25 protein-coding genes and 1 pseudogene are annotated in these 24,690 nt (G+C 71.4%); 7 read left to right on the top strand and 19 right to left on the bottom strand.

All coding sequences use genetic code 11. The features are described from left to right. Nucleotide 1: 1 nt before the first annotated feature. From BCD48_RS37655 to BCD48_RS37635, 5 genes are all read right to left on the bottom strand, one after another. Entirely contained in the window at nucleotides 2–1,648 is a 1,647-nt protein-coding gene (locus BCD48_RS37655) for a class I adenylate-forming enzyme family protein (RefSeq protein ID WP_083419793.1), read from the bottom strand. 151 nt (nucleotides 1,649–1,799) lie between these two features. Next, entirely contained in the window at nucleotides 1,800–2,066 is a 267-nt protein-coding gene (locus BCD48_RS37650) for a hypothetical protein (RefSeq protein WP_071053174.1), read from the bottom strand. A gap of 101 nt (nucleotides 2,067–2,167) precedes the next feature. Further along, nucleotides 2,168–3,040 carry a TIGR03619 family F420-dependent LLM class oxidoreductase gene (locus BCD48_RS37645; RefSeq protein ID WP_157910611.1) on the bottom strand — a complete coding sequence of 291 codons (873 nt, stop codon included), beginning with the start codon at nucleotides 3,038–3,040 and terminating at the stop codon, nucleotides 2,168–2,170. A 245-nt stretch (nucleotides 3,041–3,285) separates the two neighbouring features. Continuing rightward, complete coding sequence (locus tag BCD48_RS37640; protein WP_071053172.1) at nucleotides 3,286–3,720, bottom strand: CoA transferase; 435 nt, start codon at nucleotides 3,718–3,720, stop codon at nucleotides 3,286–3,288. A 73-nt stretch (nucleotides 3,721–3,793) separates the two neighbouring features. Next, nucleotides 3,794–4,771, bottom strand: a complete 978-nt coding sequence (locus BCD48_RS37635) for a TauD/TfdA family dioxygenase (protein WP_071053171.1) — start codon at nucleotides 4,769–4,771, stop codon at nucleotides 3,794–3,796. Nucleotides 4,772–5,050: 279 nt separating this feature from the next. Between BCD48_RS37635 and BCD48_RS37630 the strand changes: the two genes are divergently transcribed. Together BCD48_RS37630 and BCD48_RS37625 are read left to right on the top strand one after the other, a co-directional pair. Then, nucleotides 5,051–5,827, top strand: a complete 777-nt coding sequence (locus tag BCD48_RS37630) for an ABC transporter ATP-binding protein (protein WP_071053170.1) — start codon at nucleotides 5,051–5,053, stop codon at nucleotides 5,825–5,827. Between the two features lie 103 nt (nucleotides 5,828–5,930). Then, complete coding sequence (locus BCD48_RS37625) at nucleotides 5,931–6,905, top strand: alpha/beta fold hydrolase (RefSeq protein ID WP_131804185.1); 975 nt, start codon at nucleotides 5,931–5,933, stop codon at nucleotides 6,903–6,905. Between the two features lie 34 nt (nucleotides 6,906–6,939). Here BCD48_RS37625 and BCD48_RS37620 read toward each other — a convergent pair whose 3' ends face one another. From BCD48_RS37620 to BCD48_RS37585, 8 genes are all read right to left on the bottom strand, one after another. Beyond that, the gene (locus BCD48_RS37620; RefSeq protein ID WP_157910610.1) at nucleotides 6,940–7,743 is read right to left on the bottom strand and encodes an enoyl-CoA hydratase/isomerase family protein; all 804 of its coding nucleotides are present in this window, start codon (nucleotides 7,741–7,743) and stop codon (nucleotides 6,940–6,942) included. Then, on the bottom strand, nucleotides 7,740–8,534 hold the full coding sequence (locus tag BCD48_RS37615) for an alpha/beta fold hydrolase (RefSeq protein ID WP_274536625.1): 795 nt from the start codon (nucleotides 8,532–8,534) through the stop codon (nucleotides 7,740–7,742). Before BCD48_RS37615 ends, BCD48_RS37620 begins: the two co-directional genes overlap by 4 nt. Before the next feature lie 108 nt (nucleotides 8,535–8,642). After that, a complete protein-coding gene (locus BCD48_RS37610) occupies nucleotides 8,643–9,485 on the bottom strand; it encodes a mycofactocin-coupled SDR family oxidoreductase (protein WP_071053167.1) in 843 nt (280 codons plus the stop codon). A 62-nt stretch (nucleotides 9,486–9,547) separates the two neighbouring features. Then, nucleotides 9,548–10,342, bottom strand: a complete 795-nt coding sequence (locus tag BCD48_RS37605) for an SDR family NAD(P)-dependent oxidoreductase (RefSeq protein WP_071053166.1) — start codon at nucleotides 10,340–10,342, stop codon at nucleotides 9,548–9,550. A gap of 94 nt (nucleotides 10,343–10,436) precedes the next feature. Continuing rightward, the gene (locus tag BCD48_RS37600) at nucleotides 10,437–12,860 is read right to left on the bottom strand and encodes a CaiB/BaiF CoA transferase family protein (RefSeq protein WP_071053251.1); all 2,424 of its coding nucleotides are present in this window, start codon (nucleotides 12,858–12,860) and stop codon (nucleotides 10,437–10,439) included. A gap of 4 nt (nucleotides 12,861–12,864) precedes the next feature. Then, nucleotides 12,865–14,142: a CaiB/BaiF CoA transferase family protein gene (locus BCD48_RS37595; protein ID WP_198543559.1), complete on the bottom strand. Its 1,278-nt coding sequence runs from the start codon at nucleotides 14,140–14,142 to the stop codon at nucleotides 12,865–12,867. A 127-nt stretch (nucleotides 14,143–14,269) separates the two neighbouring features. Continuing rightward, nucleotides 14,270–15,406, bottom strand: coding sequence for an amidohydrolase family protein (locus BCD48_RS37590; protein ID WP_071053165.1), 1,137 nt, complete (start codon nucleotides 15,404–15,406; stop codon nucleotides 14,270–14,272). 112 nt (nucleotides 15,407–15,518) lie between these two features. Next, nucleotides 15,519–16,991 (bottom strand): aldehyde dehydrogenase family protein, encoded by a 1,473-nt coding sequence (locus tag BCD48_RS37585; RefSeq protein ID WP_071053164.1) that lies wholly within the window; start codon nucleotides 16,989–16,991, stop codon nucleotides 15,519–15,521. Between the two features lie 154 nt (nucleotides 16,992–17,145). Here BCD48_RS37585 and BCD48_RS56990 point away from each other — a divergent pair. Together BCD48_RS56990 and BCD48_RS54470 are read left to right on the top strand one after the other, a co-directional pair. After that, a pseudogene (locus BCD48_RS56990) lies at nucleotides 17,146–17,358 on the top strand (SDR family NAD(P)-dependent oxidoreductase); the annotation flags it as partial. A 44-nt stretch (nucleotides 17,359–17,402) separates the two neighbouring features. Continuing rightward, nucleotides 17,403–17,579 carry a hypothetical protein gene (locus BCD48_RS54470; RefSeq protein WP_241842309.1) on the top strand — a complete coding sequence of 59 codons (177 nt, stop codon included), beginning with the start codon at nucleotides 17,403–17,405 and terminating at the stop codon, nucleotides 17,577–17,579. Nucleotides 17,580–17,659: 80 nt separating this feature from the next. On the opposite strand, the gene BCD48_RS37580 is transcribed toward BCD48_RS54470, so the two are convergent. Both BCD48_RS37580 and BCD48_RS37575 read right to left on the bottom strand, forming a co-directional pair. Continuing rightward, on the bottom strand, nucleotides 17,660–18,910 hold the full coding sequence (locus BCD48_RS37580; protein ID WP_071053163.1) for a cytochrome P450: 1,251 nt from the start codon (nucleotides 18,908–18,910) through the stop codon (nucleotides 17,660–17,662). A gap of 244 nt (nucleotides 18,911–19,154) precedes the next feature. Then, nucleotides 19,155–19,349, bottom strand: a complete 195-nt coding sequence (locus BCD48_RS37575) for a ferredoxin (protein WP_071053162.1) — start codon at nucleotides 19,347–19,349, stop codon at nucleotides 19,155–19,157. Between the two features lie 642 nt (nucleotides 19,350–19,991). Here BCD48_RS37575 and BCD48_RS37570 point away from each other — a divergent pair. After that, nucleotides 19,992–21,050 (top strand): hypothetical protein, encoded by a 1,059-nt coding sequence (locus tag BCD48_RS37570; protein WP_198543558.1) that lies wholly within the window; start codon nucleotides 19,992–19,994, stop codon nucleotides 21,048–21,050. Nucleotides 21,051–21,199: 149 nt separating this feature from the next. On the opposite strand, the gene BCD48_RS37565 is transcribed toward BCD48_RS37570, so the two are convergent. Continuing rightward, nucleotides 21,200–21,724: a SixA phosphatase family protein gene (locus BCD48_RS37565; RefSeq protein ID WP_071053161.1), complete on the bottom strand. Its 525-nt coding sequence runs from the start codon at nucleotides 21,722–21,724 to the stop codon at nucleotides 21,200–21,202. Between the two features lie 202 nt (nucleotides 21,725–21,926). Here BCD48_RS37565 and BCD48_RS37560 point away from each other — a divergent pair, with 202 nt between their 5' ends. Continuing rightward, nucleotides 21,927–22,202 (top strand): hypothetical protein, encoded by a 276-nt coding sequence (locus BCD48_RS37560; RefSeq protein ID WP_071053160.1) that lies wholly within the window; start codon nucleotides 21,927–21,929, stop codon nucleotides 22,200–22,202. A gap of 190 nt (nucleotides 22,203–22,392) precedes the next feature. Here BCD48_RS37560 and BCD48_RS37555 read toward each other — a convergent pair whose 3' ends face one another. Then, a complete protein-coding gene (locus BCD48_RS37555) occupies nucleotides 22,393–23,001 on the bottom strand; it encodes a TetR/AcrR family transcriptional regulator (RefSeq protein ID WP_071053159.1) in 609 nt (202 codons plus the stop codon). 48 nt (nucleotides 23,002–23,049) lie between these two features. On the opposite strand from BCD48_RS37555, the gene BCD48_RS37550 reads away from it, so the two are divergent. Further along, nucleotides 23,050–23,934 carry an alpha/beta fold hydrolase gene (locus BCD48_RS37550; protein ID WP_241842308.1) on the top strand — a complete coding sequence of 295 codons (885 nt, stop codon included), beginning with the start codon at nucleotides 23,050–23,052 and terminating at the stop codon, nucleotides 23,932–23,934. Here BCD48_RS37550 and BCD48_RS56985 read toward each other — a convergent pair. Both BCD48_RS56985 and BCD48_RS37545 read right to left on the bottom strand, forming a co-directional pair. Then, the gene (locus BCD48_RS56985) at nucleotides 23,876–24,196 is read right to left on the bottom strand and encodes a TauD/TfdA family dioxygenase (RefSeq protein WP_157910609.1); all 321 of its coding nucleotides are present in this window, start codon (nucleotides 24,194–24,196) and stop codon (nucleotides 23,876–23,878) included. The genes BCD48_RS37550 and BCD48_RS56985 overlap by 59 nt on opposite strands. Before the next feature lie 97 nt (nucleotides 24,197–24,293). Further along, the coding region (locus BCD48_RS37545) for an SDR family oxidoreductase (protein ID WP_491677198.1) at nucleotides 24,294–24,690 on the bottom strand (397 nt) is incomplete at its 5' end.

Below are 24,690 nucleotides of genomic sequence, written 5' to 3'. Positions count from 1 at the left end.
CTCAGCCCGCTAACTTCTGGCCGGCGAGTTCGGCGACCAGCTCGGCCCGCAGGACGTTCTTGCGGATCTTCTGTGACGCCGTCATCGGGAAGTTGGTGGTCTGACGCCACAGCACCGGCACCTTGAACGGGGCGAGCACGCGGCGGGCGTAGGCCCGCAGCACCTCCTCGGTCAGGGTGGCTCCCGGGACAGCGCGGACGAACGCCGCGACCTGCTCCCCCCACATCGGGTCCGGAAAACCGACGACGGCGACCTCGGCGATCTCCGGAAGGCTCAGGAGCGCCTCCTCGACCTCCCGGGGGTAGATGTTCTCGCCTCCCCTGATGATCACCTCGCGCACGCGGCCTCGGAAGGTGAGCACGCCTCGGGAGTCCATGGACGCCAGGTCGCCGGTGTGCAGCCAGCCCTCGGCGTCGAAGACCTCGGCGTCGCCCTCGGGGCTGCCGAGGTAGCCGATCATCGTCAGCGCGGACCGGGTGCACACCTCGCCGACCTCGTCGTGCGCGGCGATGCCTTCCGGATCCGTGGGGACGGCCGCGTCGAGCCGGCGGACGCAGACGTCGCGGTGGGGCAGGGGGCGTCCGATGGTCGCCGCCTTGTCCTCGGCTGTGTCTCGCGGGGAGGTCTGCGTGATGGAGACCGACTCGGACTGGCCGTAGCCGATGAGCAGGGTCGCGCCGAGGCGCGTCTCCAGGTCACGCACCAACGCCGGCGGGATGGACGCGCCACCGCCCATCATCGTGCGCAGCGTGCCGAGGTCGGCCCGCGCGAACTCGGGGTGCGCGAGCATGCGCTGCAGCACCGTCGGGACGATTCCCGTGTGTGTCGCCCGGCTGCGTTCGAGCAGCCGCAGCAGCGCCTCCGGCTGGGCGGACGGCGCCACGACGTAGCTGCCCCGCACGGCGAGGGCGCCGAGCACCGCCGACACGGAGCCGCCGACGTGGTGCAGCGGCAGCGCGGTGCACCAGACCTCCGCGTCCGTCGGCTCGAGCGCCAGCGCAGACAGGCGGGCGCTGTTCAGCGCGGCGAAGTGGCTGAGGATCGCCCCCTTGGGGCGGCCGGTTGTGCCTGACGTGAACTGCACCAGGAACGGCTCGTGCGGGCCCACGGGCGGCAAAACGCTCGGTTCGTCGCCTGCCGTCGCGGGTCCACCGGTGATGACCTCCGTCGCCCAGGTGTCGAGCTCGACCACAGCGCGGATCGTGGGCAGGCCGGCCCGTAACCAGGCCGCACGCTCCAGCAGTGGTTTGCCGGCGGAGTCGGCGACCGTGAACAGCAGGGTGACGTCCGCGCTGTTCAGGAGGTACTCGCACTCGGCGTCGACGAGGGCCGGGTTCAGCGGCGTCAGCACGGTCCCGGCCAGCGCGCTGGCGTACTCCAGGAGGACCCAGCCGATGCTGTTCGGCCCCCAGGCCGCGACGCGTTCCCCCGGCCGGGCGCGGGTCAGCAGCCACTGTGCGCCGCGCGCCGCGGCCTGGTGCAGTTCGGACCAGGTCAGGTGGCGCAGCTCGGCGCCGTCCTCCCACTGCACCGCGGCCTGGGACGCGGCGGCGGAGCGCGCGTACTGAGCCAGAAGATCGCCGATGGCGCACTCGAGGAGGTCGGCGCTGCGCCCGGCGGTCCACAGCGCCCGCGGCGTAATGGGCACGGATCATGCTCCTTCCGGTCGCCGGAGGCTGGTCGCCTGCCTCGGCGCCCCGCGAGGTGATGTGGCTAACAAATTCATATGATTCTGCGACCTTGTCAACCTTTTGACGCCGGCGCAAGGACGTCCCGCGTGGTACGGGCGGATCTACCCGTCAGCTGTCGGGTGTGCGGTGTCGGGGGACCTCGACCTGGGGGTCGGTGCCGGCGCCGCAGGCGAGGAACGCGTCGTACGTTTCCGGGCCGTCCGCGTCGTGCTGGAGCCACAGGGCCTTGGGCCGCTCGGTGGTGGTCGCGAGGTCCAGTGAGCCTCCCGCGCGACGGTCGTCCTCCCCGCGGCCGAGTGCGCGGGCCGCCAGCCCTAGGTCCGTGCCGGGCCCGGACCCGGCCGCGGGGGGTAGCGACGGCGGAGCCTCAAGCATGACCAGACCGCTACAGCTTGTGTACGGGCAGGCGAAGGGGAGACCTTATGGGAGGGACGAGCGCTCGCGTCGACCGTAGCCGTTTTTCAACAAGTCGCCGGTCATCGCAGCGCTTTGCCGAACGCGTCGGCGAGGCGGTCGAGCCGCGGGAGGATTTTGTCGGCGCCCACGTGTCCAAGACCGCCGACGATGAGCCGCTCCGCCCGGACCTTCTCGGCCCGCTCGAGGACGTCGGATGCCTGCGCCGGTCCCATCGCCACCGCCGTCATGGCGTTGGCGTCGCCGGGCCGCCTAAACCCCGTCAGCAGGATCGAGAGTCGGAACGCCTCGGTCCGCCCGCGCGCCTCCCACTGTTCGGCGATCGCATCGAGGTGACGCGGCAGGTCGGAGTCGAAAAGGGCATTGCCCATCGGCACCCAGCCGTCCGCCCACGCCGCGATCCGCTCGAAGTTCCTTGGGCTCGGGGGAACGCCGAGCAGGATCGGCGGCCTGGGCTTCTGATAGGGCTTCGGCCAGGAGCGGCTCGGTTTGAGGTCGAGGAATTCTCCGCTGTAGGAGGCGATCTCCTCCGTCCACAGTGACGTCATCAGCTGCAGCGTCTCACCCAGAACCTGGGCGCGCCGGTTCGCGGGGAAACCATGCGCCTCGAACTCCTCGCGGTTCCAGCCCCAGCCGACGCCCAACACAAGACGCCCCTCGCTCAGCACGTCCAACGTCGCGACGGCCTTGGCGAGCGCAATCGGGTCATGTTCGCCGACGAGTGAGACGGTGGGACCGATCTCGAGCGAGGTCTGCGCGGCCACAAAGGACAGGGCGATATACGGATCCCAGAATCGGGCATACCGCTCGGGTATTGGCCCGCCCGGCGGATACTGGCTTCGCGACGAGTCGACCGGGATGTGGGTGTGCTCGTTGAGGAACAAACCTGTGAAACCGCGTTCCTCGCAGGCCTTGGCGAGGTCGAGTATCGGCATCGAGATATCGGTACAGTCAGCGAAGACACCGATTTTGGGTCCCCGGGTTCCATCGAATCGCATGCGCACCAACCCTTTCGCGATGGCTCCGAAACGCAGAACGGAACGGCTCGGCCGAAGTTGCCGTCCCTGATCCTCCGCCGTACGTCGTCGTGCGCGCCCCTGAAGATGGCGTCGAGCAGCGTTCGTTGTTCGGGTAGGTGGGCTGGGCTCGTCTTCCCCTCCCAGGGCACCTACCTCCTGGGTCAGGCCGGGGCGGAATCCGGCTCATGGACGGCGCTGGCGGCGACCAGGTCGTCGATTTCAGCGGCGGAGAAGCCCCAGGCCGACAGGGCCGCGTGGCTGTCGGCGCCGGGCGCCGGCAGCGCGGAGCGGATCCCGCCGGGAGTGCGGGAGAAGCGTGGGGCGGGCTGGGGCTGGATGACGCCGAAGGCGTCGGTGAAGGTGCCCCGGGCGGCCAGATGGGGGTCGTGGGGGGCCTCGTCGAGGTTCAGCACCGGCGTGACGCAGCCGTCCACGGCGGCGAAGGCATGTGCCCACTCGTCGCGGGTGCGGGTGAGGCCCAACTGGATTGGCCCGATCCCCGCCAGCTCCACGACCCGGATGCCCGCCAGCGGGACTTCCTCGCGGACGCTCTCGGATCGGCCATCCGGTGTGCTCGGTGACTCGTCAAGGCTCATGATGTGCTCCTGTCGACGGTCGTCCGGCCGGGCCTGCCCGGGCCGGTCCAGAGAGTGCGAGGTCAGCCGCCCCTTAATGCGGGCGGACGGCCGGAGATGCGCTGGCCGGATCGTTCGGGGTCGGTGGCATCGGTTGTGGGGACCCGGGCGTCTGGGGTCCGGGCCGGTCAGCCGGCGCCGGGTTCCTGTGCCCGGGTCGCGGCGCGCGGTCCGCGTAGACCTGGGGGATTCCGCGGGTGCTGATGCGGTGGACCAGCCGGCGCTCGCCGTCGCGGTCGCTGTAGTGGGTGCGCGTCGCGCTGTGGACGACCGACCAGTTGTCCCAGATCAGGACGTCGTCGACGCCGGCGCGTGCCTCCTGCCGGAAGCGTGGCTGCAACGCGAACTCCTTGAGCTCCAGCAGCAGCTCGATCGCCGCGTCCTCGGCCATGTCGACGATCCCGGCAGCGGTGCCGGAGAAGCCGAACAGGGAGCGCCGGCCGGTGACCGGGTGGGTCGCCACGAGCGGGTGCGTGACGCGCGGCAGCTCCCGAGTCGCGCCCCGGCCGCGGACCTCGCCGTCGGTCGTGACCTTGCCGCCCCGGGGGTCGTGGATGACGGCCAGCCGGTCGACGTGGGCGCGTAGCCGGTCGGGCAGAGCGGCGTAGGCGGCGGCGCTGTCGGCGAAGCGGGTGGCGTTTCCGGCCGCGGGCATCTCACGGGGGTAGAGCATGGTCACCGCGGCGGGCTCCGCCTCGTAGGAGCTGTCCGAGTGCCAGTGCATCGCGCCGTCCCGCGACACCTCAGGGGTCGCCGGCGAATTCGTGATCCGGATGATCTCGGGGAACTCGTGATCCCGGGCGCCGGGCACGAAGAAGGAGATCGGCGTGCCCCACTCGGCCCCGAAGCGCACGTACTGGGCGCGGCTCAGCCGCTGACCAGGGATGAGGAGCACCCGGTGGCGGAACAGCGCGTCGACGATCGCGCGTATCTGCTGGTCCGACCGTGGAGCCGCGAGGTCGATGTCCGTCAGGGTCGCGCCGAACGCCCCTGGCAGCCTTGTCTCGATCAAGGTGGAGTCGCTCCCTGGTTGTCCGGTCCCGCGCTGGCGGGGTGACAGCGGTTGCGTCGATGGGATGCCGGCGTCAGGCGGACGCGCGTGGCGCATGGGTGGCTGGTAGCTCGATGTTCGCTGGCGAACGTTCAATTATCTTACTAATCTATCGCTAAGAGGCACGCTGCGCCGGCTGCGGAGGGCGCCTCGGATGCGTCCGCGCTGCCCGGCCCCTGGCATGGCGGGACGGGCTGGCCCGCCTGCTCGCCGCAGGCGGTCCTCGAGGAGGGACGAGCCATGACAGCGGCCAGAACCGACGGCGAGACCGCGCTGCTCGAAGCCAGTGGCCTGTGCGCCGGGTACCAGGGGGTCCCGGTGGTCCGTGACCTCGACCTCACCGTCCGGCCGGGTGAGGTCGTCGCGCTGCTCGGCCCGAACGGCGCCGGCAAGACGACGACGCTGCTGACGTTGGCGGGCGGACTGCGCGCGGTGTCCGGGACTGTGCTCGCGGACGGCACCCCGACCCGGGCACCCCTGCATCGGCGCGCGGCCCGTGGCCTGGCGCTCGTCACGGAGGAGCGGTCGGTGTTCATGAACCTGTCGACCGCGGAGAACCTTCGGGTCGGCCGGTGCGACATCGGCCGGGCGCTGTCCCTGTTCCCCGAGCTGCGGGCAAAGCTGAAAACCCCCGCCGGGCTGCTCTCCGGCGGGGAGCAGCAGATGCTCACCCTCGCCAGAGCGCTGGCCCGCCGGCCCCGCCTCCTGCTCGCGGACGAGCTGTCGCTTGGCCTGGCGCCGTTGGCGGTGGCCCGCCTGCTGCGCGCGGTGCGTGCGGCCGCCGACGAGGACGGTGTCGGCGTGCTGCTGGTCGAACAGCACGTCACCAAGGTTCTCGAGGTGGCCGACCGGGCGTATGTGCTGCGTCGCGGACGGGTCGAACTGTCCGGCACCGCGGCCGAGCTCCGCGGCCGCCTGGCCGAGGTCGAGGGCAGCTACCTGGCCGGTGGCGTCGTCGGCGGCGACCGGCAGGCCACGGACAGGGCGCTCGGCGCGCCGGAACCCACCGTGCCCTGACGGCGAATACCACCGCCCGCCTTCTCGTCCTCCTTCTCGTCTGTCCCTGGCTATCCGTGATGAAAGGCAGACCTTGATGCGTGCCTACAACGTGACCGTAACCGTGACCGGACGGACGGATCTGCCGGGGGAGCTGTGGACGGCCGCCACCGTCTATCTGCCCGACCGCCTCTCCGACTCGGTGACTGTGTTATTCGGGTTCCCGGGCGGCGGCTTTGGCCGCCGCTACTTCGACGTCCAGGCCCTTCCCGGCTACAGCCAGGCCGAGTACCACACCGCGGCCGGTTTCGTCTTCGTGGCGTGTGACCACCTGCTCGTCGGCGACAGCGCCCGGCCGCATGACCCGCTCGCGCTCACCTACGAGAACCTGGCCGCCGCCAACCATGCCACAGTCGAGCACATCGTCGCGCGCCTCGGGGAAGGCGCATTGGTGCCTGAGGTCGCGCCCGTCCGTGTCGTGAAGACCGTGGGAATGGGACAGTCGATGGGCGGCTGCCTGCTCACCGTGCAGCAGGCGAACCACCGTACCTTCGACGGGGTCGCCTTCCTTGGCTGGAGCGGGATCTATACCAACTTCCCGACGCCTGACGGTGGCCGCGCCACGCATCCCCTGCCGACCCGTGGTACGGATCTGCACCCCATCGCGGACAAGGTGCTGGGCGTCGTGGCTCCTGATGAGGACCAGTTCAGGTTCTGTTTCCACTGGCCGGACGAGGAGCCGGAGCTCATGGAGGCGGACCTGTCGACCTATCGCCCTTTCTCCGGCGTCGTCCGCGGCGACGACAGGACACCGTGGGGAAGCACGACCGTGCCTCCGTGCGCGGTCACCATGATGACCGAAGGCGCGGTCAGTGCTGAGGCGGCGGCGATCGACGTGCCGGTGCTCGTTGGTAGCGGTGAGCGCGATGTGATCCCAGACCCCCGGGCGGAACCGTCCGCCTACCGGTCTTCGTCCGACATCTCGCTCGTCGTCGTTCCTCGGATGGGTCATATGCACAACTTCGCCCGTACGCGGGAACACCTGTGGGAGCACATCTCTCTTTTTGCCCGCCGCCTGCCAGCATCCCCGGCCCAATAGCGCGGGTGGCGGTCGGGCCGCGTCATCGAGCCTGTTACCCGAAGCGCGAGGGCTGGCCGGCGCGGAAGGCGTGGATGGCGGTCGTGAGGTCGTGGTTGTAGCCGGCGAGGACCTGGGTGCGGTTCTCCAGCACGAGGGCTTGCTCCAGGCTCGGCGCGTCGGAGCCGAGCCGGAGCATCTCCTTGCTCAGCCGCACACCGAACGGCGCGTTCGCGGTGATCTGCGCGGCCAGGTCGAGGGTGGCGTCGAGGACGGCGTGCGGGGCGACGACGTGGTTCGCCAGCCCCCAGCCCAGGGCCTCGGCCGCGTCGACGGCGCGCCCGGTGTACATCATCTCGGCCGCGCGGCCCTCGCCGACGAGGCGGGGAAGTAGATAGCTGATTCCCATTTCGCCGGCGGACAGGCCGAGGCGGGCGTTCGCGACCAGGAAGCTGGCGGTGGTCGCGGCCAGGCGGATGTCCGCGGCCAGCGCGAGCCCGAAACCACCCCCGGCGGCCGGTCCGTTGACGGCCGCCACGACCGGCACCGGTGCCTCGCGCAGGCGGGTGACCAGGGAGGCCAGCCGTTGCTGGCCTCTGTAGCGCTCCTCGGCGCTGTCCGTGCCGGCGCCATCCCAGCCGTCCTTGAGGTCGAAGCCGGCGCAGAAGCCCCGCCTGGCGCCGGTGAGGACGATGACGCGGGCATCCAGGTCATGGTCGACGCGGTCGAGGGCCGCGTGCAGGCCTTCGACGAGCGGCACGGTGATCGCGTTGAGCCGGTGCGGCCGGTTCAGGGTGATGAGCCGGACGCCGGGCCGCGGCCCGCTGACCAGCACCGGCTCTTTGTCGTTGGTTGTCACCAGGTCTCCTTGGGAGGTGTGTCGCCGCGGGCGCGTAGCAGGCAGCGCTCGGCGAAGGCGAGTGCGGCGAGGTGGTAGGGGAGGGCGGCCCAGCCCAGGCTGATGTTGTGACCGGCGCCGGGCTGGCGGGCCGTCTCCACGGACGGCGCGGCCGCGAAGGCGCCCGCGATCGCGGCCAGTTCGGCGTCGTCGCACACCCACCAGTTCTCGTGCTCGGCGAACGTGAGGCGCACCGGAATCCGGACCGCCGCGGCGAGCGCCGGGAACTCGTCCGGCCAGGCCGCTGCCTCCCGGTTCTCCGTGGCCGGCACAGGTTCGATGAGCCCGCGCCCGGGCCGGAAGGTCCCCGGCGGGTAGAGCTCGGGAGGCCCCCAGAACAGGCGGATCGCGTCCTGCCTGCTCAGCTGCCGGGTGCCCTCGGCGACGCGGCGGGTGCGCTCGGGCCGGTAGCGACGGCCGGCGCCGGAGCCGTCGAGGCCCAGCAGCTCACCACCGCGGGCATGCCCGCCGAGATGAATCGAGAGCTTCAGGCCGTAGGAATGGCCGCACAGCAGGAAACCCGCGCCGACGTCGTGGGACAGCGCGAAGGTGTCGAGCGCGCGGAAGACCAGGTCGGCCTGCGCGCGCAGGAGACACAGCTCAGCGGGGAGCCCGGCCGAGGCGCCGTAGCCTGGCCGGTCCAGCGCGAGCACGTTCCAGCCCGCGGCCGCGCCGATCGTGAGCAGGAACAGCTCGGGCAGCGCCTCGCCGTGGAAGTAGGCCGCGTTCATGCCGCCGCCGTGCAGCGCCACGAGCGTGCCGCGAGCGTGCCGCCGCGGCCGGGACAGCAGACCGGAAAGCGAGCAGGGGCCCGCGGCGAGCAGGACTGGCCGCGCGAGAGGCGGCGGACACGCCGTCAACTACTTGATGGAGGAGCCGAGGTCGACGCCGAAGACCTGGCCCGTCACGTAGCGGGCCTCGTCGGAGGCGAGGAACAGCAGCGCGTTGGAAATGTCGACGGTCTCCACCCACGGTGTCGGCATCAGGTTGACCATGGTCGCGAAGATGGCCGCCGCATCCTCCTTCGTGGGGTTCTCCAGATCGGGGCGGAACAGCCGGTACAGCCCTTCGTTGAGGACCATGTCGGTGGCCACGGTGCCCGGGGTCAGCGCGTTGACTCGGATGTTGTGCGGGGCCACCTCGCCCGCGAGGCTCTTCATCAGACCGATGACGCCGAACTTGGACGCGCAGTAGTCGGCGAGGTTCGGCACGCCCTTGGTGCCGGCGCCCGAGCTGGTGAGGATGATCGAGCCGCCACGTCCGGCCTCGATCATCGGCGGCACGCACACCGATGTCGTGTTCCAAACTCCGGTGAGGTTGGTGCTGAGCACGTCGGCCCACTGCTGCTCGGAGATCTTCCAGCTCTCCGGGCCGAACGGGCTGATGCCGGCGTTGGCGCTGACGATGTCGACGTGGCCGAACTCGGCGAGACCGGCGTCCAGCGCGGCCCGCAAGCTGCCGCGGTCGCGGACGTCGCCCTGGCGGGCCACGATCCGGCGGCCGGTCTTCTCGACGAGCGCGACGGTCTCGTCCAGCTGGCCCGGCTCGGCCTGCCGGTACGTCATCCAGGGATAGGCGTCCGGCGCGACGACGTCGACCGCGATGATGTCCGCGCCCTCCTGCGCCAGCCGCACCGCGTGCGACCTGCCCTGGCCTCGCGCCGCCCCGGTGATGAAGGCGACCTTGCCCTCGACACGACCCATGTCTGTTCCCTGCCTGCCTTCCGGCTGCTGTGCCGCGGTTGGATGAACCGCCGTCCGGCTGATCAGCCGGCGGTGGGTTCCCCGACCCGCAGGCGGGTGTACATCCGGCGAAGACCGGCGAGCCACCTGTCGTGGTCGGCGCCCCGGCGCGCCGCGTAGGTCGCGACCTCGGGGTGGGTGAGGACGAGGAACCGGCCCTCGTGGAGCTGCGCGAGCGCGCGGGCCGCGGCCTCGTCCGCGTCGATCAGGGTGGTGGCCCCGAACCGGTCGGCGGGGTCCGCGCCGGCCGCGGCGGACGCCGTCATGCCGGTGCGCATGCCGAGCGGGCAGATGCAGGAGACCTGGATCCCCCGGTCGGCGTAGGTGAGCGCGAGATGCTCGGCGAGCGCGACCTGCGCGTGCTTGGTCACGACATAGGCGGCGGTGCCGGGCTGGTTGGTCAGCCCGACCGCCGAGGCCGTCGAGACGAGCCAGCCGCATCCTCGTTCCAGCATCGAGGGGAGCACCGCGCGCGCGGCGTACAGGTTCGACATGACGTGCACCCGCCACTCGCGATCCCAGCAGTCGTCGCCGGTGAACACGTCCGAGGGCCCGACGACCCCGGCGTTGGAGATCATGACCTCGACCGGCCCACGCCACCGGCCGGCCTCGTCCACCGCCCTTTGGACCTCCTCCTCGACGCTCACGTCCGCCTCGACGGCGAGCCCGCCGACCTCGGCGGCCACCTCGCGTGCTCGGTCCCCGTGCAGGTCCACGGCGACGACGTGAGCGCCCTCGGCGGCGAGGCCGCGGCACAGGGCGGCGCCGAAGCCGCTGCCGCCGCCCGTGACGACGGCGACCTTTCCCGTGAGCTGCATGGGTGACCTCCGTCGAGCGAGCGAAGTGGGGTGCGGATGAGGGGCGTGGTCGGCGACATGTGCGGCGACCCAGGGGACCTTGGGACCCCGTCGTCTATTGCATGCCGCGGTTGCGGCCGCCAGCGTCTGGTTCGGTGCCGATGACGCCGTCGGCTTCGAGGGTTTTGATCTGTTCGTCGGTGAGACCGAGCAGGTCACGCAGGATCTCGGTGTTGTGCTGGCCGAGCAGGGGCGCGGAGGTGCGGTTGTACATAGCGGGACCGCTGGCCAGGCGGGCGGGGTAGGCCTGCAGCAGATGGCCGCCGGTGATGGGGCGCTCCACGCTTTCGTAGAACTTGCGGGCCAGCAGCGGTTCGAGCCTCGCCGGCTCGTGCTGGAGCAGCACCGGCGCGGCCGGCACACCGGCCACGGCGAGCGTCGCGACCGCTTCGTCGGAGGTACGGGCCGCGGCCCAGGTCGCCAGATGGTTGTCGAGGAGGTCGTGGGCGGCGCGGCGGCCTTCCCTGGTGTCGAGCGCCGGGTCATCCGCCCAGGTCGGACAGCCGAGGGCGCCCTTGAGTGCCTCCCACTGCCCGTCGGTCGCGACTGAGATCATCATCCAGCGGTCGAGGTCGCCGGTCGGCGGCCGATCAGAGGTGCGGTACGCCCCCTGCGGGGCCGCGTACGGGCTTCTGTTGCCCTCGCGGGACAGCAGGGCGCCGTAGGCGGAGTATTCGATGACCTGTTCGGCGGCGATGTTGAGTGCACTGAAGATCATGGAGCTTTCGAGGTGCATGCCAAGGCCGGTGCGGCGGCGGTGTTCGAGAGCGAGCAGCAAGGCCAGCAGGGTGTGGCCGCCGGCGGTCGGGTCCATCGGGCCGTTCGGGATCTCCGGGGGCTCGTCCGGCCAGCCGGTCATCCACGCCAGGCCGGAGGCCATCTCCATCGTCTGCGCGTAGCCGCCGCGGTCGCGCCAGGGTCCGGTGAGGCCGTAGGCGGGCGCGCGAACGTAGATGATGTCGTCCTTGACGCCGCGGAGCTTGTCGTAGGTCATGCCCCAGCCGTCCATGACCCGCGGGCTGTAGTTCTCGATGACGACGTCGGCGTGCGCGACCAGCCGCAGAGCCAGCTCCCGGCCGCGCTCCGAGCCCATGTTCACGGTGAGGTCGCGCTTGCCGGCGTTGGGGCCGATGTACTGCGGAGCCCATTCCCACCAGCCCGGCTCGCCGATCTGCCTGAGGGTGTTGAACCGGAGGGCGTCGGGGCGCTGGATGGACTCGACGTGGATGACGTCGGCGCCGAACATCGCCAGCACGTTCCCGACGATCGGGCCGGCCCAGTTCATGGTGAAGTCCAGGACCCGCAGCCCCTCGAACGGCAGCCGCCCGGCCGCCTGGCCGCGCGGCACCGCCGACACCTCGGGTAGGCGGGGCTTCGCCGACCGGTAGCGATCGTTGTGCTCGCCCAGCCGCGGGGCCTGGGTGAACGGCCTGCGGGCGGCGCCGGCCGACAGGGTGTAGGACACGTCCGGCTGGGTGAAGCCTCGGCGTGGGTTTGCCAGGAAGCCGTGGCGTTCGACGAAGTGGTCGAAGCCGACCACGGTGTCGCCCCGGCCGACCGGCGAGGCGGGAACCCGTAAGGCGTCCGCGAGGTCGAGGATCTCCTCCGTCGTGTGCCGCGCCGCCCAGGCGTCGATCGCGGCCGTGAGCTCGGCCGACCGGCTGGCGCGGACATGGAACCGGATCAGCGACTCGTCGTCCATCCAGTCCGGCTGTTCGGCGAGCGCGCAGAAGTCGAGCCACTGCTGGCCGGTGACGACCATGAAGCCGACGTAGCCGTCCTTGGTGCGGTGGATCGCCGGCAGGTTGCGGCTCCTGTTCGGTCGCATCGGGGTACCCGCGATCGACGCCCACGTGACCGAGTACATCGTCGTGGTCAGGATGGCGGCTTCCAGCTGCGAGACGTCGACCAGGTCGCCGTCCCCGGTGGACAGCGCCCGCCACCTGGCCGTCAGCGCGCCGATCGCGGCGATCATCCCCGACGTCCACTCGACCAGCTGGCCGCCCTGCGCCACGGGCGGCCGGGCCCGGCTGCCGCGGGTCATCGGCGCGCCGGCCAGGGCCTGCAGCACCGCGTCGGTCGCCGGCCGGTCGGCCCACGGGGAGTCCAGACCCCACGGGGTGATGCTGACGACGACCGCGTGGGGGTGGTCGCGGCGCAGCGCGTGCGGGTCGTGGGCGCCGCCCGGCCCGACCACGACGATGTCCGCGCTGGACAGCAGGCTGTCCAGCAGGTCGGCGTCGCCTGGAAGGCTGACCACCACGCTGGTCTTCGACGATGCGAGGAACTGGAACAGCGCGCCGTCGTCGCCGGCGGCGATCGTGGCGCCGCTCGCGCTCCAGCCCCGTAGCCAGTCGCCGCCGGGCCGCTCGACCTTCACCACCTCGGCGCCGCCGTCCGCGAGCAGCTTGGTGGCGTAGGCCCCGGCGATGCCCTCGGTCAGGTCGACGACCCGGACGCCCTCCAATGGCGCGGACATCACGTCACCCCCTCCGCGCCGCCGTGGCGCCGGTCAGCGGTCCGGCCTCCGTCACGAGGCCCTGGTCCCGTAGCTGGTCGATCTCGGGGTCGGACAGGCCAGCCTCGCGCAGCACCTGCCGCGTGTGCTCGCCGGCGGCCGGCGCCGGGATGCGCACCTCGTAGGGCTGGCCCGCGATGACGGCCGGGCTGCCGACACAGGTGAACGGCCCGGCGACCGGGTGCTCGGTGTCGACCAGGATCTGGCGGCCGCGGATGTTCGGGTCGGCGGCCATCTCGGCGACGCCCTGATTCGCCGGGCCGAGCGTGATGTCGTGCGCCGCGGCGAGCGCCACCCAGTCGGCCAGGTCGCGGGTCAGGAACACCTCGGCGAGCCGGTGGCGCAGCTCGGGGGTGCCGAAGTCGACCGCGCCGCCGTCGGTGGGGGAGGCCTCGGCGAGCAGGTCCTCGCGGCCGACGGCCTGGCAGAAGTTCCGCCAGAACCGCGGCTCGATGGCGGCCAACAGCACCACGTGACCGTCGCGGGTCTCGTAGAAGTTGTAGCGGGCGCCGGTCATCTCGCCGCCGACCATGTCGGGCATGCCGGCGCGGTCGGTGATCCGTGCGTCGTTGAGCGCCAGGTCGACGGGGAAGTAGGCCGACAGCACGGCCGCGTCGCAGGCGGCGACATCGATGTTCGCCCCTTCGCCGGTCGCGCGGGCGCGCACCAGGGCGGCGCAGGCGTAGAGCGCGGCCTGCATCGCGGCGATCACGGTCGCCTCGCCGGCCAGCTCGGTGCCGGTACCGGTCGGCTCCTGACGGTGCAGCAGACCGTCGTCGCCGCGGGCCCGCAGGTGGGAGCCCGCGATGGCGCCCATCATCATCCCGTGTGCCGGGATGCGGGCATAGGGGCCGTTCGCGCCGAACGCCGTGCAGGACACGTAGACGATCCGCGGGTTGTGGGTGCGCATCGCCTCGTAGCCGATCCCGAGCCGGTCGAGCACTCCGGGCCGGTTGCCGTCGACGAAGATCTCCGCGCCTTCGACGAGCCGCCAGAACACCTCCCGGCCGGCCTCGGCGCGCACGTCGAGCGTGACCGAGCGCTTGTTCTTGTTCACCTGCAGGTGGGGCACGCTGTACGCGGGCGCGATCTGGCCGAGGAAGTGGCGCAGGTAGTCGCCGTTCGGCGGTGCCTCGATCTTGACGACGTCGGCGCCGAGGTCGCCGAGGAACATGCCCAGGGTGTCGCCGTTGAGCAGCTGCGCGGACTCGAGCACCCGCACGCCTTCGAGCAGCCTGATCATCAGTCTCTTTCTGTTCCGTCGTTCCGGCTGTATGGCTGGTCGGACGACCGCCGTGCCACGGCCCGTTCCCGGCGGGCCGTGGCACGGCGGTCCCGCGAGCGCGCCTGGCCCGGGCGGCCGCGTCCCGTCAGGCGGACGTGTCCGTGCCGGCGGGGACGGCGAGCGGGAAGTGGAACAGGGCCTCGGCGTTGCCGTGGGTGATCGCGGCGACCTCGTCGGCGGGCACATCGGCGAACAGCTCCGCGCAGGCCTTCTGGGTGTGCGGCCAAGGGGTGTCGGCGTGCGGGTAGTCCGACTCGAACAGGATCCGGTCGACGCCGTAGTAGTGCCGGGTCGTCAGCCCCCACGGCTCCTCGATCATGCAGAACCACATGTTCCGCTTCGCGACCTCCGAGGGCTTCGTCGCGTCGAGGTGGCTCCAGTAGCCGTGCCGTTCCCACTGGCGGTCGGCGCGCTCCAGGGCGGCGGGCAGCCAGCCGATGCCGCCCTCGCTCCAGACCAGGCGCAGGTCAGGGAAGCTCCGGGGGATCGGGGAGCACATGACGTTGACCGCGGCCCGGCCGGTGTGGGCGAACGCCGCGGCGATCTCCACGATCGGGGTGGTGCCGGGGTCGAGCGTGGAGGAGCCGGCGGAGCCGACGTGCATGCACACTGGCGTCTGGCTCTCCTCACACAGCCGCATCAGCGGCTCCCAGGTGCCGTCGTGCCAGGACCCGACGCCGAGCGCCGCGGGGTCCTCGACGAAGCACAGCGCCTTGGCGCCCTTCGCCAGGGTGCGCTCCATCTCGGCGACGGCGAGGGGGACGTCCCACAGCGGCACGATCGTCATCGGGACGAACATCTCCGGCGCTGCGGCGCACCATTCGTCGAGCACGAAGTCGTTCCATGCCTCGACGCAGACCTTCGCGAGATCCTTGTCCGCGAAGGTGATGAACTTCCGCCCGCCGAAGCCGGGCAGGGTCGGGAAGTTCACGCTCGCGAAGATCCCGTCGGCGCGCATGTCGGCGGCGCGCGCGACGGGGTCGTAGCAGCCGGGGATCATGTCGTCGAAGCGGACCGGCTCCATGCCCCACTGCTCGCGGGGCTTGCCGGCGACCGCGTTGAGGCCCATGGTCGGCTGGCGCTGGCCCTCGTAGACCCAGAACTCGCGGCCGTCGGCCTCCTGGACGTGCGGCGCGGCCTCTCGGTAGCGTGCCGGCACCCGGTCCGACCAGACATGCCCGGGCTCGACGATGTGGTCGTCGACGCTGAACAGGGTGTACAAGACTGTCTCCTCACCGGTAGCCGGTCGGCGCGATGTCCGTAGGCGGCGCGACGTGCGACGCGACGTGGCAGGTGGCGACCTGTCGGAGCCGGGGCCGTCGCCGCCGGCTGGGCTAGAGCGCCATCCAGACGTTCTTGGGCCGGCTGAACTCCCGGATCCCGGCGATCCCGCCGAGCCGGCCGATGCCGCTCTGCTTGACCCCGCCGAACGGGACGGCCTCGTGGATGCCGACGAAGCCGTTGACCCACACGTTGCCGGCCTCCAGCGCCGCGCTGACCCGGTGGGCCCGGCGGACGTCGCCCGTCTGCACGTAGGCGGCCAGTCCGTAGCGGGTGTCGTTGGCGAGGCGGATGGCCTCGTCCTCGTTGGCGAACGGCGCGACGGTCAGCACCGGGCCGAAGATCTCCTCCTGGGCGAGCGGGCTGGCGTTGTCGACGTCCACGAAGACAGTGGGCTGGATGAAGTAGCCGCCGGCGAGGTCATCGCCGGCCCGGGCGCCGCCGGCGAGCAGGCGGCCCTCGCCGCCCGCCTTCGCGCGGTCGATGACCCCCAGGATCCGGTTGCACGCCGTCGCGTTGATGACCGGGCCCATGGTCGGCGGGGCGAGTGCGGTCGCCGGGTCGCCCAGCGGGATCTGCTCGGCCACGGCGCGGATGATCTCGACGACCTGGTCGTAGACGGACGCCTGGACGAGGACGCGGGTGCCGTTGATGCAGCCCTGGCCGGAGAGGTTGATGACGGCCCCGAGGGCCTGCTGCGCGGCCGCGACCAGGTCGGCGTCCTCGAAGATGAGGTTCGCGGACTTCCCTCCGAGCTCGAGGGCCACCGGCTTGAGCGTGTGTGACGCGCCGGCGAGGACCTTCTGGCCGACCGCGCCGCTGCCGGTGAAGTGGACCTTGTCGACGCCCTCGTGGGCGACGAGCGCCTCGCCGGCCTCGGCCCCGCCGGGCACGACCTGCAGGACACCCGGCGGCAGCCCGGCTTCGAGCGCCAGCTGGCCGATGCGCAGCGCGGCGAACGGGGTCAGTTCCGGCGGCTTGACGATCACGCAGTTGCCGGCGGCGAGCGCGGGCGCGCAGGTCATGCCGATCGCGTGCACCGGCCCGTTCCAGGGGATGATCACCCCGACGACGCCGTAGGGCTCGTCGCGGGTGTAGTCGAACGACGGGACGGTGTCGGTGGTGACCACGTCGCCGCCGATCTTGTCGACCCAGCCCGCGTTGTAGGTGAACAGCTCGGCGGCGGCGAGCGGCGCGTGGTGGTGGACGTAGGCGGGGCCGCCGCTGTCGATCACGGCGAGTGTCCCGAGCTCGTCGACGTGTGCCCGCAGCAGGTCCGCCAGCCGCAGCAGCGCGTCGCGCCGCGCGGCTGTGGGCATCGCCTTCCAGACCGCCAGCGCCGCCCGCGCGGTCGTGACCGCCTGGTCGATCTCGGCGGACCCGGCGACGGGCACCGCCACCGTCGGGTTCCCCGTCGCGGCGTAGACGTGCTGGTAGGTCCCAGCGGACGTGTCGCGTACCAGCTTGTCGCCGATCAGCAGGCCAGGCTCGCCGAGTAACTCGACGGGCGCTTCCAGGACGGGCATTCGTTCCTCCGACTTCCTGTCTTGGCCGCTCGGCCGGTGCTCTGTTCGCCTCGCCAGCCTGGGCCCGCGGCAGTGGCGGACGACACATGCCTAAGTTAGATTAATGAACTGACTATTTCAACCACCGCTCGGGCCAGTCCGAGGGAGCGCGGGTATGTCGATGGCGGGGAAGGTCGCGGTCCTGACCGGGATCTCGTCCGGGGTGGGGCGGGGGGTCGCCGCGGAGTTCGCCCGGCAGGGCGCGCTCGTCGTCGGGATGGCCCGCCGGGAGGAGCTGGGCAAGGCGTTGGAGCGCGAGGTACGCGACGCGGGCGGCGAGCTGACGTTCGTCGCGGGCGACGTGCGCCGCACGGACGACTGCGACCGCCTGGTCCGCACCCGGGCTACGAACGGACCGGGGCGGGTGACGAGTTGGCGCGGGCGCTGCGGCAGTCCCCGACGGACGTCGGGAAGGCGCTGGCGTTGCTGTGCGACGACGATGCGGCCCTCATCAACGGTTCGACGATCGCCATCGACCGGGCGGCGACCGCGGGGTTCGTCGCCTCCAGCATGGTGCTCATGTCCTGCGCGGAGCTGCTCACTGGCTGACCGGCCGCGGCGGCCGGGCGTCGCCTGGCCGCCCGTCGGCGGTCCCGGTGCCGGTCGCGCGACCGGCACCGGGCCGGGAATCAGAGGACGAAGCCGCTGCCGACCTTGCCGCCGGGCGTGAAGACCGCGGGCATGTCGATCCAGCCGTTGACGATGCCGATGGTCGGGTAGCGCTGGGCGGCCGTGAAGTCGATCTGGAAGTCCGGGATGCGGCGCAGGACCTCCTCGAGCACGACGCGGAACTCGACCCGGGTGAGGTTGGAGCCGAGGCAACGGTGCGCGCCGAGGCCGAAGGCCTGGTGCCGGTTCGGCCACCGGCCGAGCACGACCTCGTCGGGCCGGTCGAACATCTCCGGGTCCTGGTTCGCGGCCGCGAACGAGATCAGCACCCGGTCGCCCTCCCTAAGCGGGCAGCCCCCGATCTCGACGTCGCGGGTCACGGTCCGCGCGAGCGCCTGGGTCGGGGTGAAGTAGCGCAGGAACTCCTCGCAGGCGGCCGGAATGCGCGCCGGGTCCGCGGCGAGCCAGGCCCGCTGGTCCGGGTGCTCGACCAGCCAGGCGAACGCGTTGGCCAGCAGACTGGTCGTGGTGTCGTTGCCGCCGGCGATCACCAGGTTGCACATCTCGACGATGCGCTGGTCGGACAGCTTCTCCCCGTCGATCTCCATGTCGACGAACACGCTGATCAGGTCGTCCTTCGGCTCCGCGCGGCGGGCGAGGACGGTCTGGAAGCAGTGCTCGAGCACCTTCAGGTTCTTGGCGACCGCTGCCTCGAACTCGGCCGTCCCCGGTGGATTGAACACGATACTGTGCGCGGCGTCGGAGTACAGCCGCCAGTCGGTGAGCGGCACGCCCAGCACCTGCGCGGTCAGCAGCGCCGGCACGGGGCTCGCCAGGTCGTGGACCAGGTCGATCGTCCCGGTCTCGATGACGGCGTCGAGCATCGCGGTGGTGACCGAGCGGACGAACGGTTCGTACGACTTCGACCTGCCGGGGGAGAACCACGGGTTGAGGTACTTGCGGTAGGCGGTGTGCAACGGTGGGTCCATCTCGATCGGGGTCGAGATGACGGGTGCCTCTGGCAGCGTGATGCCCTTGAAGGGCGACGCGGGGTCAGGGTCGTGGCGGGAGGAGAAGGAAGCGTCGTCCTTCACGACGGCCTCGACGTCGGCGTAGCGCGTTAACACGGTGAAGCCCCCGTGGGCGGTCGAGTGCGCTACCGGGCAGCGGCCGCGCAGGTCGGCGTAGGTCTCCCGCCAGTGTTCGGCGTATGCGGGGGAATGATGGTCGAAGTCGACCGACTCGGCGGTCTGGGCCTGCTGGGTGGTCATGACGGGGATCCGCTCTCGATGGTGCCGGAGCCCCGGCGTGGTCACGCCCGGGCGGGGCCAGTGATCTCTGCGCGTGAGGGTGCCGCAGGCGGCGGGAGCGGCGTCAGCGGCGGCGGCCTGATGGCGAAAGTCAGATAAAAGTCAGGTAAAAGTCAGGTAGAGGCCCGATGAGGTCGTGGGCGCGTATGCCATCGGCCAACCGCGCGGTCGGGTCGCCGGGGCCGCATCGAGCTGGCGATCGTCGTCATTCCTCGAGGACGACCGCGTGTTCCGGGCAGCCTCGATGGGCGAGCCGGGCCTTCGCCTCCAGCTCGGCGGGAACGTCGACGAGCAGGACCACGGCGTGGCCGTCGTCCTCCCGCAGGTCGAACAGCTCAGGCGCGTTCATCGCGCACAGCGTGTGCCCCTGGCACACATCCTCCTCGACACGGACGCGCACGACTCGCTTCTCCTCCTTCCTCGGCCGTTGGCAGCCGTCGCTGGGCTTCGGTGGCCTGCCAGAGCGATCTCGTCGCGCGGCGGATCCATGGGACGCGCGCCCGCCAACCAGCTGACGGGGCCGGCTCGGCCCAAGCTAAACGCTTAATTAGTTATATAAGTCGGCGTAAGGTCGAGAATGGCCCGGCACTGAGTCATCGTCAAGTCGCGCGCGGCGGCCTTTCGGCGCACGACGGGGGAGCGCCGCTGGCCCGTGCGGACGGGGCGCCTCGGGGCGGAGCTGGCGGACCGCGGCGGCTTGGCGTCGAGGCGCCTCGCAGCCACCGCTCTCCTCCTGACGGTCAGTGATCTCACCTCAGGCGTCGGATCTCAGGCGCGGACGATGCCGCGCGACGGTGCGGACGGACACGAGGTCGGTCCGCATGGCACCGTCGCCCGGCCTGACAGAACGTCCGCCCGCATGGCCCGCCCGCCGGTCTGGTCGGGGATGGGAGACCTGACGGGGAAGGTGGCGTTCGCGACGGGCGCGGCCCCGACGCCCGGATCATCGACTTTGGTCGGTACGGATTCGCACGATGGCCGTGGTCGACCCCCGCGGCGAACCGGGAGAGTGGTGCTCCACCCGAACCAAGCAGGAGGACCGGTGACTGTCGACAGACCAGGCGCCGACAGTGTCGCCTCGCCGGAAGCCGCCGACCCGCCATCGCGGTCGCGCCGGCTCGCGCCGGTCGTCGCCCTGATGCTGATCGCGCCGTGGGCCGCCGAATGCTCCTGGGGCGGCTTCCCGGCCGACGAGTTCCTGACCGTCGTTCTCATCCTGGCCCCGATGTACGGCGGAGCCGCGGTGCTAATCCGCGAGACAGCCCGCCGAGCCGGAGGCGGGTGGCCGGCGATCGTCCTTCTCGCCGCCGCGTTCGGGATGCTCCAGGCCGGCCTGGTCGACCAGTCGCTGTTCAATCCGGACTACCTGGACGACACCGGGTTCGCCGCGGAGGCGGTGGTCGCGAAGGCGACGTGGGTGCCGGCGCTCGGCTTCAGCGCCGGACAGGCGTTCGACTTCATCGGCAACCACGTCACGCTGAGCATGTGCGCGCCGATTGCGCTCGTCGAGTCGTTCGTGGCCCCGCCCCGGCGCCACCGGCCCTGGCTGGGCCGGCCCGGTCTGGCGGTGGTCGGCGTCCTGTATCTGCTCGGCAGCCTACTGATCTTCTCCGACGAATCCGGACGCAAGGACTTCATGGCCAGCCCGTCGCAGGTGGCGTTCGCGACGTCGGTGGTGCTCGCGCTCGTCGGCATTGCACTGTTGCCACGGTGGCGGCGCCGCGGGCTCAGCCCCGCGTCCCGGCCCGCCCCACGCCCGGTCTGGGTGGGCGCGGTCGTAATCGGCGCGAACCTCGGTAGCTGGTTCGTCTCCGGCTGGCCCGGCGTGGGCGTGCGGGTCGCCCTCGTCGCGGCGATCGCGGCCGTCGTCGTGGCCTGGTCCCGGCGCGCCGACTGGGGGCAGCGGCACGTGCTGGCCGCGTGGGCGGCTCCGATGATTCTCGCGGCGGTCGGCGCCTACCTCGTGCCAAACTACGAGCCGACGTCCGCGCCGGCGGCGTTGATCAGCGACGTCGCCGTCAGCGTGATCACGCTCACGCTCGTAGGCGCGGCATACCGGCACGCGGCACGGACGCGCCCCGCGTACACACGACCGGCCTAGCCGCCGGCCCTGTGCCTGCCGGAAATGCCACAACGCGGTCGCGCTGCTACGCCTGCCGCCCCGCACTGATCGCGACAACGGCGTCGAGATCCTCACCCTGCGGCACCAGATCACCGTGAGCGGGTCACCGATCAGGGCGCTCGTGGCGGTCAGGGCTTCGCACCGCGCGGGACGGTGAACGCGGTCAGCCGGGCGGTGCCGGGAGCGAGCGCCGCCCAGGGACCTGCCCAGGTGACCACCGCGACCGCGCTGGTGGGGAATTTCGTCGCCGCCCGTTCCAGGAGGTTGCCGTCCGCGGTGGCGGCGAGGTGGAGGGTGAGCTGCTGCACGCCGGGGTTGTGGCCGATCAGCAGCAGGGTGCCACAGGCCGCGGGGGTTTCGCGGACGACGTCGAGCAGGACGGGGACGGTGGCGTCGTAGAGGCGGGGTTCGTAGACGACCGGCGCTGTGTCGGCGAGTTCCCGGGCTGCCAGCTCCCAGGTCTCGCGGGTGCGCCTGGCGGTGGAGCAGACGACCAGGTCCGGCAGGTAGTCGGCGTCGCGCAGCCACCGACCCGCGGCCGGGGCGTCGCGGCGTCCCCGCGGAGCTAGGGGCCGGTCGTGGTCGGCCACATCGGGCCAGGCGGATTTGGCGTGCCGCAGGACGACCAACCGCCGCGAGAACGGCGCGGTCATGGTGCGGGCCTGGGCGGGTGCGGGCGGCCGACCTCTTCGACCTCGGCCACGCGGCCGGAGTGGCCGTCGACAACTCGCAGCACGGTCCCGGCTTGCGCCGTCCGCGTCACCGGGACCACCCGAAGACGATTCATCGCAGGCATCCACCTCCCATCGCCCGCGAGGCTAGACCCCGTCGATGCGATCAGCATCCAGGGGAGCCGTGGCGACCTTCCTCGGCTCCAGCGACGTCGCCGACCGGACGGGGCTGGCCGGCCGCGCCGAGCTGGCCGCGTGCTACGCGGAGCGCACCGGCCACTCGCTCGCTGACCTGCGGTTCTATGAGGTGCTGGCGCTGTTCAAGCTCGGCTGCATCATGGAGGGCCACCACGCCCAGGCCGCCCGGACCGGGGACCCTTCGGGTGCCCGGTTCGCCCCGATGGCGCCGGCGATCTTCGCCGACGCGCTCGCGATCGCGCGCGGGGAACGGACGCCGTAGGCCTCGCGGTCACGCCAGCGCGGCGGCTGGCACGAGCTCTCAACTGAACCCGAACAGTTCAGTAGCGTGCCCAACATTTCAGTCGACGCTTCAGTCCGGGATCGATCAGTTCAGTAGCGGCGTCGGACGGTGGGAGTTCGGAGTGCCGTTTGCCGGCCTGGGCTGCTCGCGCTCGCTCGGCGCATTCGGTTCAACTTTGTGGGCCAAGTCGGTGGTCGAGGTGGCGCGCGAGGACGCGTCGGGCGTCGTCTGCTGATCGTCGGCCGCTGAGGATGGCGTTGCCGAGCCCGACACCCAAGGCGAGGATGGCAAGCGCCTCGTCGGCGAGGTCCTGTCCAGGGTCGAGTCGCCCATCGGCCTGGCAGGCGCGCAGCTGCTCGATCAGCCACGCCTCGAGAGCGTCGGGGTCGCTGCCGTAGGGCTGGGCCGCCAGCGTGGGGTCGGTCAGCGCGAGCGCGAAGTACTGGTTGTAGAGGACGTGGAGCGACCGGCTTTCGGCGTCCAGGGGCAGCGTCGCGAGCAGGACGAACTCGATCCGTGCCCGGCCGGCGGCGGGCAGCCCGGCGGCGGCGAGGCGCGGCAGCACCCGCTCGGCGAACTGCTCACCCACCCGGCGCAGCCCGAACAGCAGCAGCTGCTCCTTGGTCTGGAAGTAGTACTGGACCAGCCGCACCGAGACCCCGGCTTCGGCTGCCACCTCCCGGAACCCAGCTGTGTGCAACCCACGTGTGGCCGCGACGCGCAGCAGCGCGTCGGCGATGTGGCGGCGGCGCTGCTCGTGGTCAACCCGTTTCGGCATCGCATCCTTTCGTGATACACACGTACCATGAAAGCTACGGAGGACCCCATGGTCGGCCGGTTCCGCGGTGACAAGCAGCGTGCCAGGTTTCTCGCCGCCTACGACGCGGCCTTCGCCGCGCTGTGGCCCACGCCGTGGACGGAAACCGATGTGGAGACCGACTTCGGCACCACCCATGCGCACCGCTACGGACCCGACACCGGCGTGCCGGTCGTGCTGCTACACGGAGCCAACTCCAACGCGGTCCAGTGGTACCCGTTCCTGGCCGCCCTCGGCGCGCGCCGCCCGATCATCGCGCTGGACACCGTCGGTGATCCCGGCCGCAGCGTCGCCCGCCGGCCCGTCCACGATCCGCCGGACAGCGCCGTCTGGCTCGATCAGACCCTCGCTGGCCTCGATATTGACCGGGCGCATCTGATCGGGCACTCCTACGGCGGATGGCTGGCCCTCAACCAGGCCCTGCACGCCCCGGACCGGCTCGTGAGCGTGACCGCGCTCGATCCCGGCGGGCTGGAGAAGGTCAGCGCCCGGTTCATCTGGTTGATGTACCTGAATGGGATGGCCGGCCTCACCCCGGCGCCCCTGCGCCGACGGCTCGCGGTCTGGCTGGACAACCCCGTCCTGATCATCCCCGAACTCAAGAAGGTCCTGCTGACCGGCGCGTGGGCGTTCCGCACCCGCCGACCCGCCCCCCTCCCGCTCTCCGACGAGGACCTCCGGGCCATCCAGACTCCGGCCCTCGTCCTGATCGGGGAACGCAGTCCCCTGCTCCATCCCGCCCGCGCCCAGGCCCGGGTGGCGCTCATGCCGGGCGGCCACGCCGAGATCCTGCCCGGGGTCGGCCACGGACCGGGCTTCCAGCACGGCGGCGACGTCAACAATCGACTGCTCGCCTTCCTCGATTCCACCCAGGACCGCTCCCCACAGAGCTAAGACCGCCCGCACCGCGGCTCCTCCCTGGCGAAGGACCGCCTGGCGCGGGCTCTCGGCGTTCGCCGTCGCGGTCGCTGTAGTGGGTGGGCGTCGCGCTGTGCACGACCGACCAGTTGTCCCAGATCAGGACGTCGTCGACCTCGGCGCGGACTTCCTGCCCGAAGCGCGGCTGCAGCGCGAACGCCTTGAGTTCCAGCGTGTACCGGCGAGGAGGGCAGCCGACCTGGTCGGCCGGCGCGAGGAGCTCGGAGTGCTGCGGCAAGCCATGGATAGCAGTTCCGATTGTAGCCGATCTATGGCCACACAAGTAGCTGTGTGATCGGCCGGAATATTCGACTCCGGCTTACGTGGCGGTTGGGCTAGTCAGGGACCCTCTCGCCAAAGACGTCCTTGGCCATCTCGTCAATCATCAGAATCCTGGCGCGCCGTTCATCGCCCGCCGTGTCAACCGCCTGGCCCTGATTATGGGTGGGGCCGTGCGGAAGGCGCGTCACTCCGGCGTCAGCCACATCCCGCGGTGTCGCCCAGTCGGTCGGCTCCGGCAATCCCTTTTCCGCCAGCAGAGCCCGGAAAGACGGTGTCTCGGTCTTGCCGAGAACCAGGTTGAGCACATCGACGTTGTAGGGGCGCAGCTCGGCCCACAGGGACTCACCGAAGCACAGTTCGAAGGCTTTGCTTCCCGCGTAGGTCGCCATGAAGCTGCCGCCGCCGTAGGCTGCGCCGGAATTGACCAGCAGCAATCCGCCGCGACCACGC

Source organism: Pseudofrankia coriaricola, assembly GCF_001854805.1.
GTDB lineage: Bacteria > Actinomycetota > Actinomycetes > Frankiales > Frankiaceae > Pseudofrankia.
Note: the sequence above shows the minus strand (reverse complement) of the source record. Positions and strands in the feature narration are given on the sequence as shown.

Coding starts and splice junctions, on each gene's coding strand:
- BCD48_RS37595 (WP_198543559.1), bottom strand. CDS start 14,142: ATGATCAGGCTGCTCGAAGGCGTGCGGGTGCTCGAGTCCGCGCAGCTG.
- BCD48_RS37580 (WP_071053163.1), bottom strand. CDS start 18,910: ATGACCACCCAGCAGGCCCAGACCGCCGAGTCGGTCGACTTCGACCAT.
- BCD48_RS37645 (WP_157910611.1), bottom strand. CDS start 3,040: ATGCCGATACTCGACCTCGCCAAGGCCTGCGAGGAACGCGGTTTCACA.
- BCD48_RS37650 (WP_071053174.1), bottom strand. CDS start 2,066: ATGCTTGAGGCTCCGCCGTCGCTACCCCCCGCGGCCGGGTCCGGGCCC.
- BCD48_RS37630 (WP_071053170.1), top strand. CDS start 5,051: ATGACAGCGGCCAGAACCGACGGCGAGACCGCGCTGCTCGAAGCCAGT.
- BCD48_RS37640 (WP_071053172.1), bottom strand. CDS start 3,720: ATGAGCCTTGACGAGTCACCGAGCACACCGGATGGCCGATCCGAGAGC.
- BCD48_RS37565 (WP_071053161.1), bottom strand. CDS start 21,724: ATGACCGCGCCGTTCTCGCGGCGGTTGGTCGTCCTGCGGCACGCCAAA.
- BCD48_RS37585 (WP_071053164.1), bottom strand. CDS start 16,991: ATGCCCGTCCTGGAAGCGCCCGTCGAGTTACTCGGCGAGCCTGGCCTG.
- BCD48_RS37550 (WP_241842308.1), top strand. CDS start 23,050: ATGGTCGGCCGGTTCCGCGGTGACAAGCAGCGTGCCAGGTTTCTCGCC.
- BCD48_RS37555 (WP_071053159.1), bottom strand. CDS start 23,001: ATGCCGAAACGGGTTGACCACGAGCAGCGCCGCCGCCACATCGCCGAC.
- BCD48_RS37610 (WP_071053167.1), bottom strand. CDS start 9,485: ATGGGTCGTGTCGAGGGCAAGGTCGCCTTCATCACCGGGGCGGCGCGA.
- BCD48_RS37600 (WP_071053251.1), bottom strand. CDS start 12,860: ATGTCCGCGCCATTGGAGGGCGTCCGGGTCGTCGACCTGACCGAGGGC.
- BCD48_RS37605 (WP_071053166.1), bottom strand. CDS start 10,342: ATGCAGCTCACGGGAAAGGTCGCCGTCGTCACGGGCGGCGGCAGCGGC.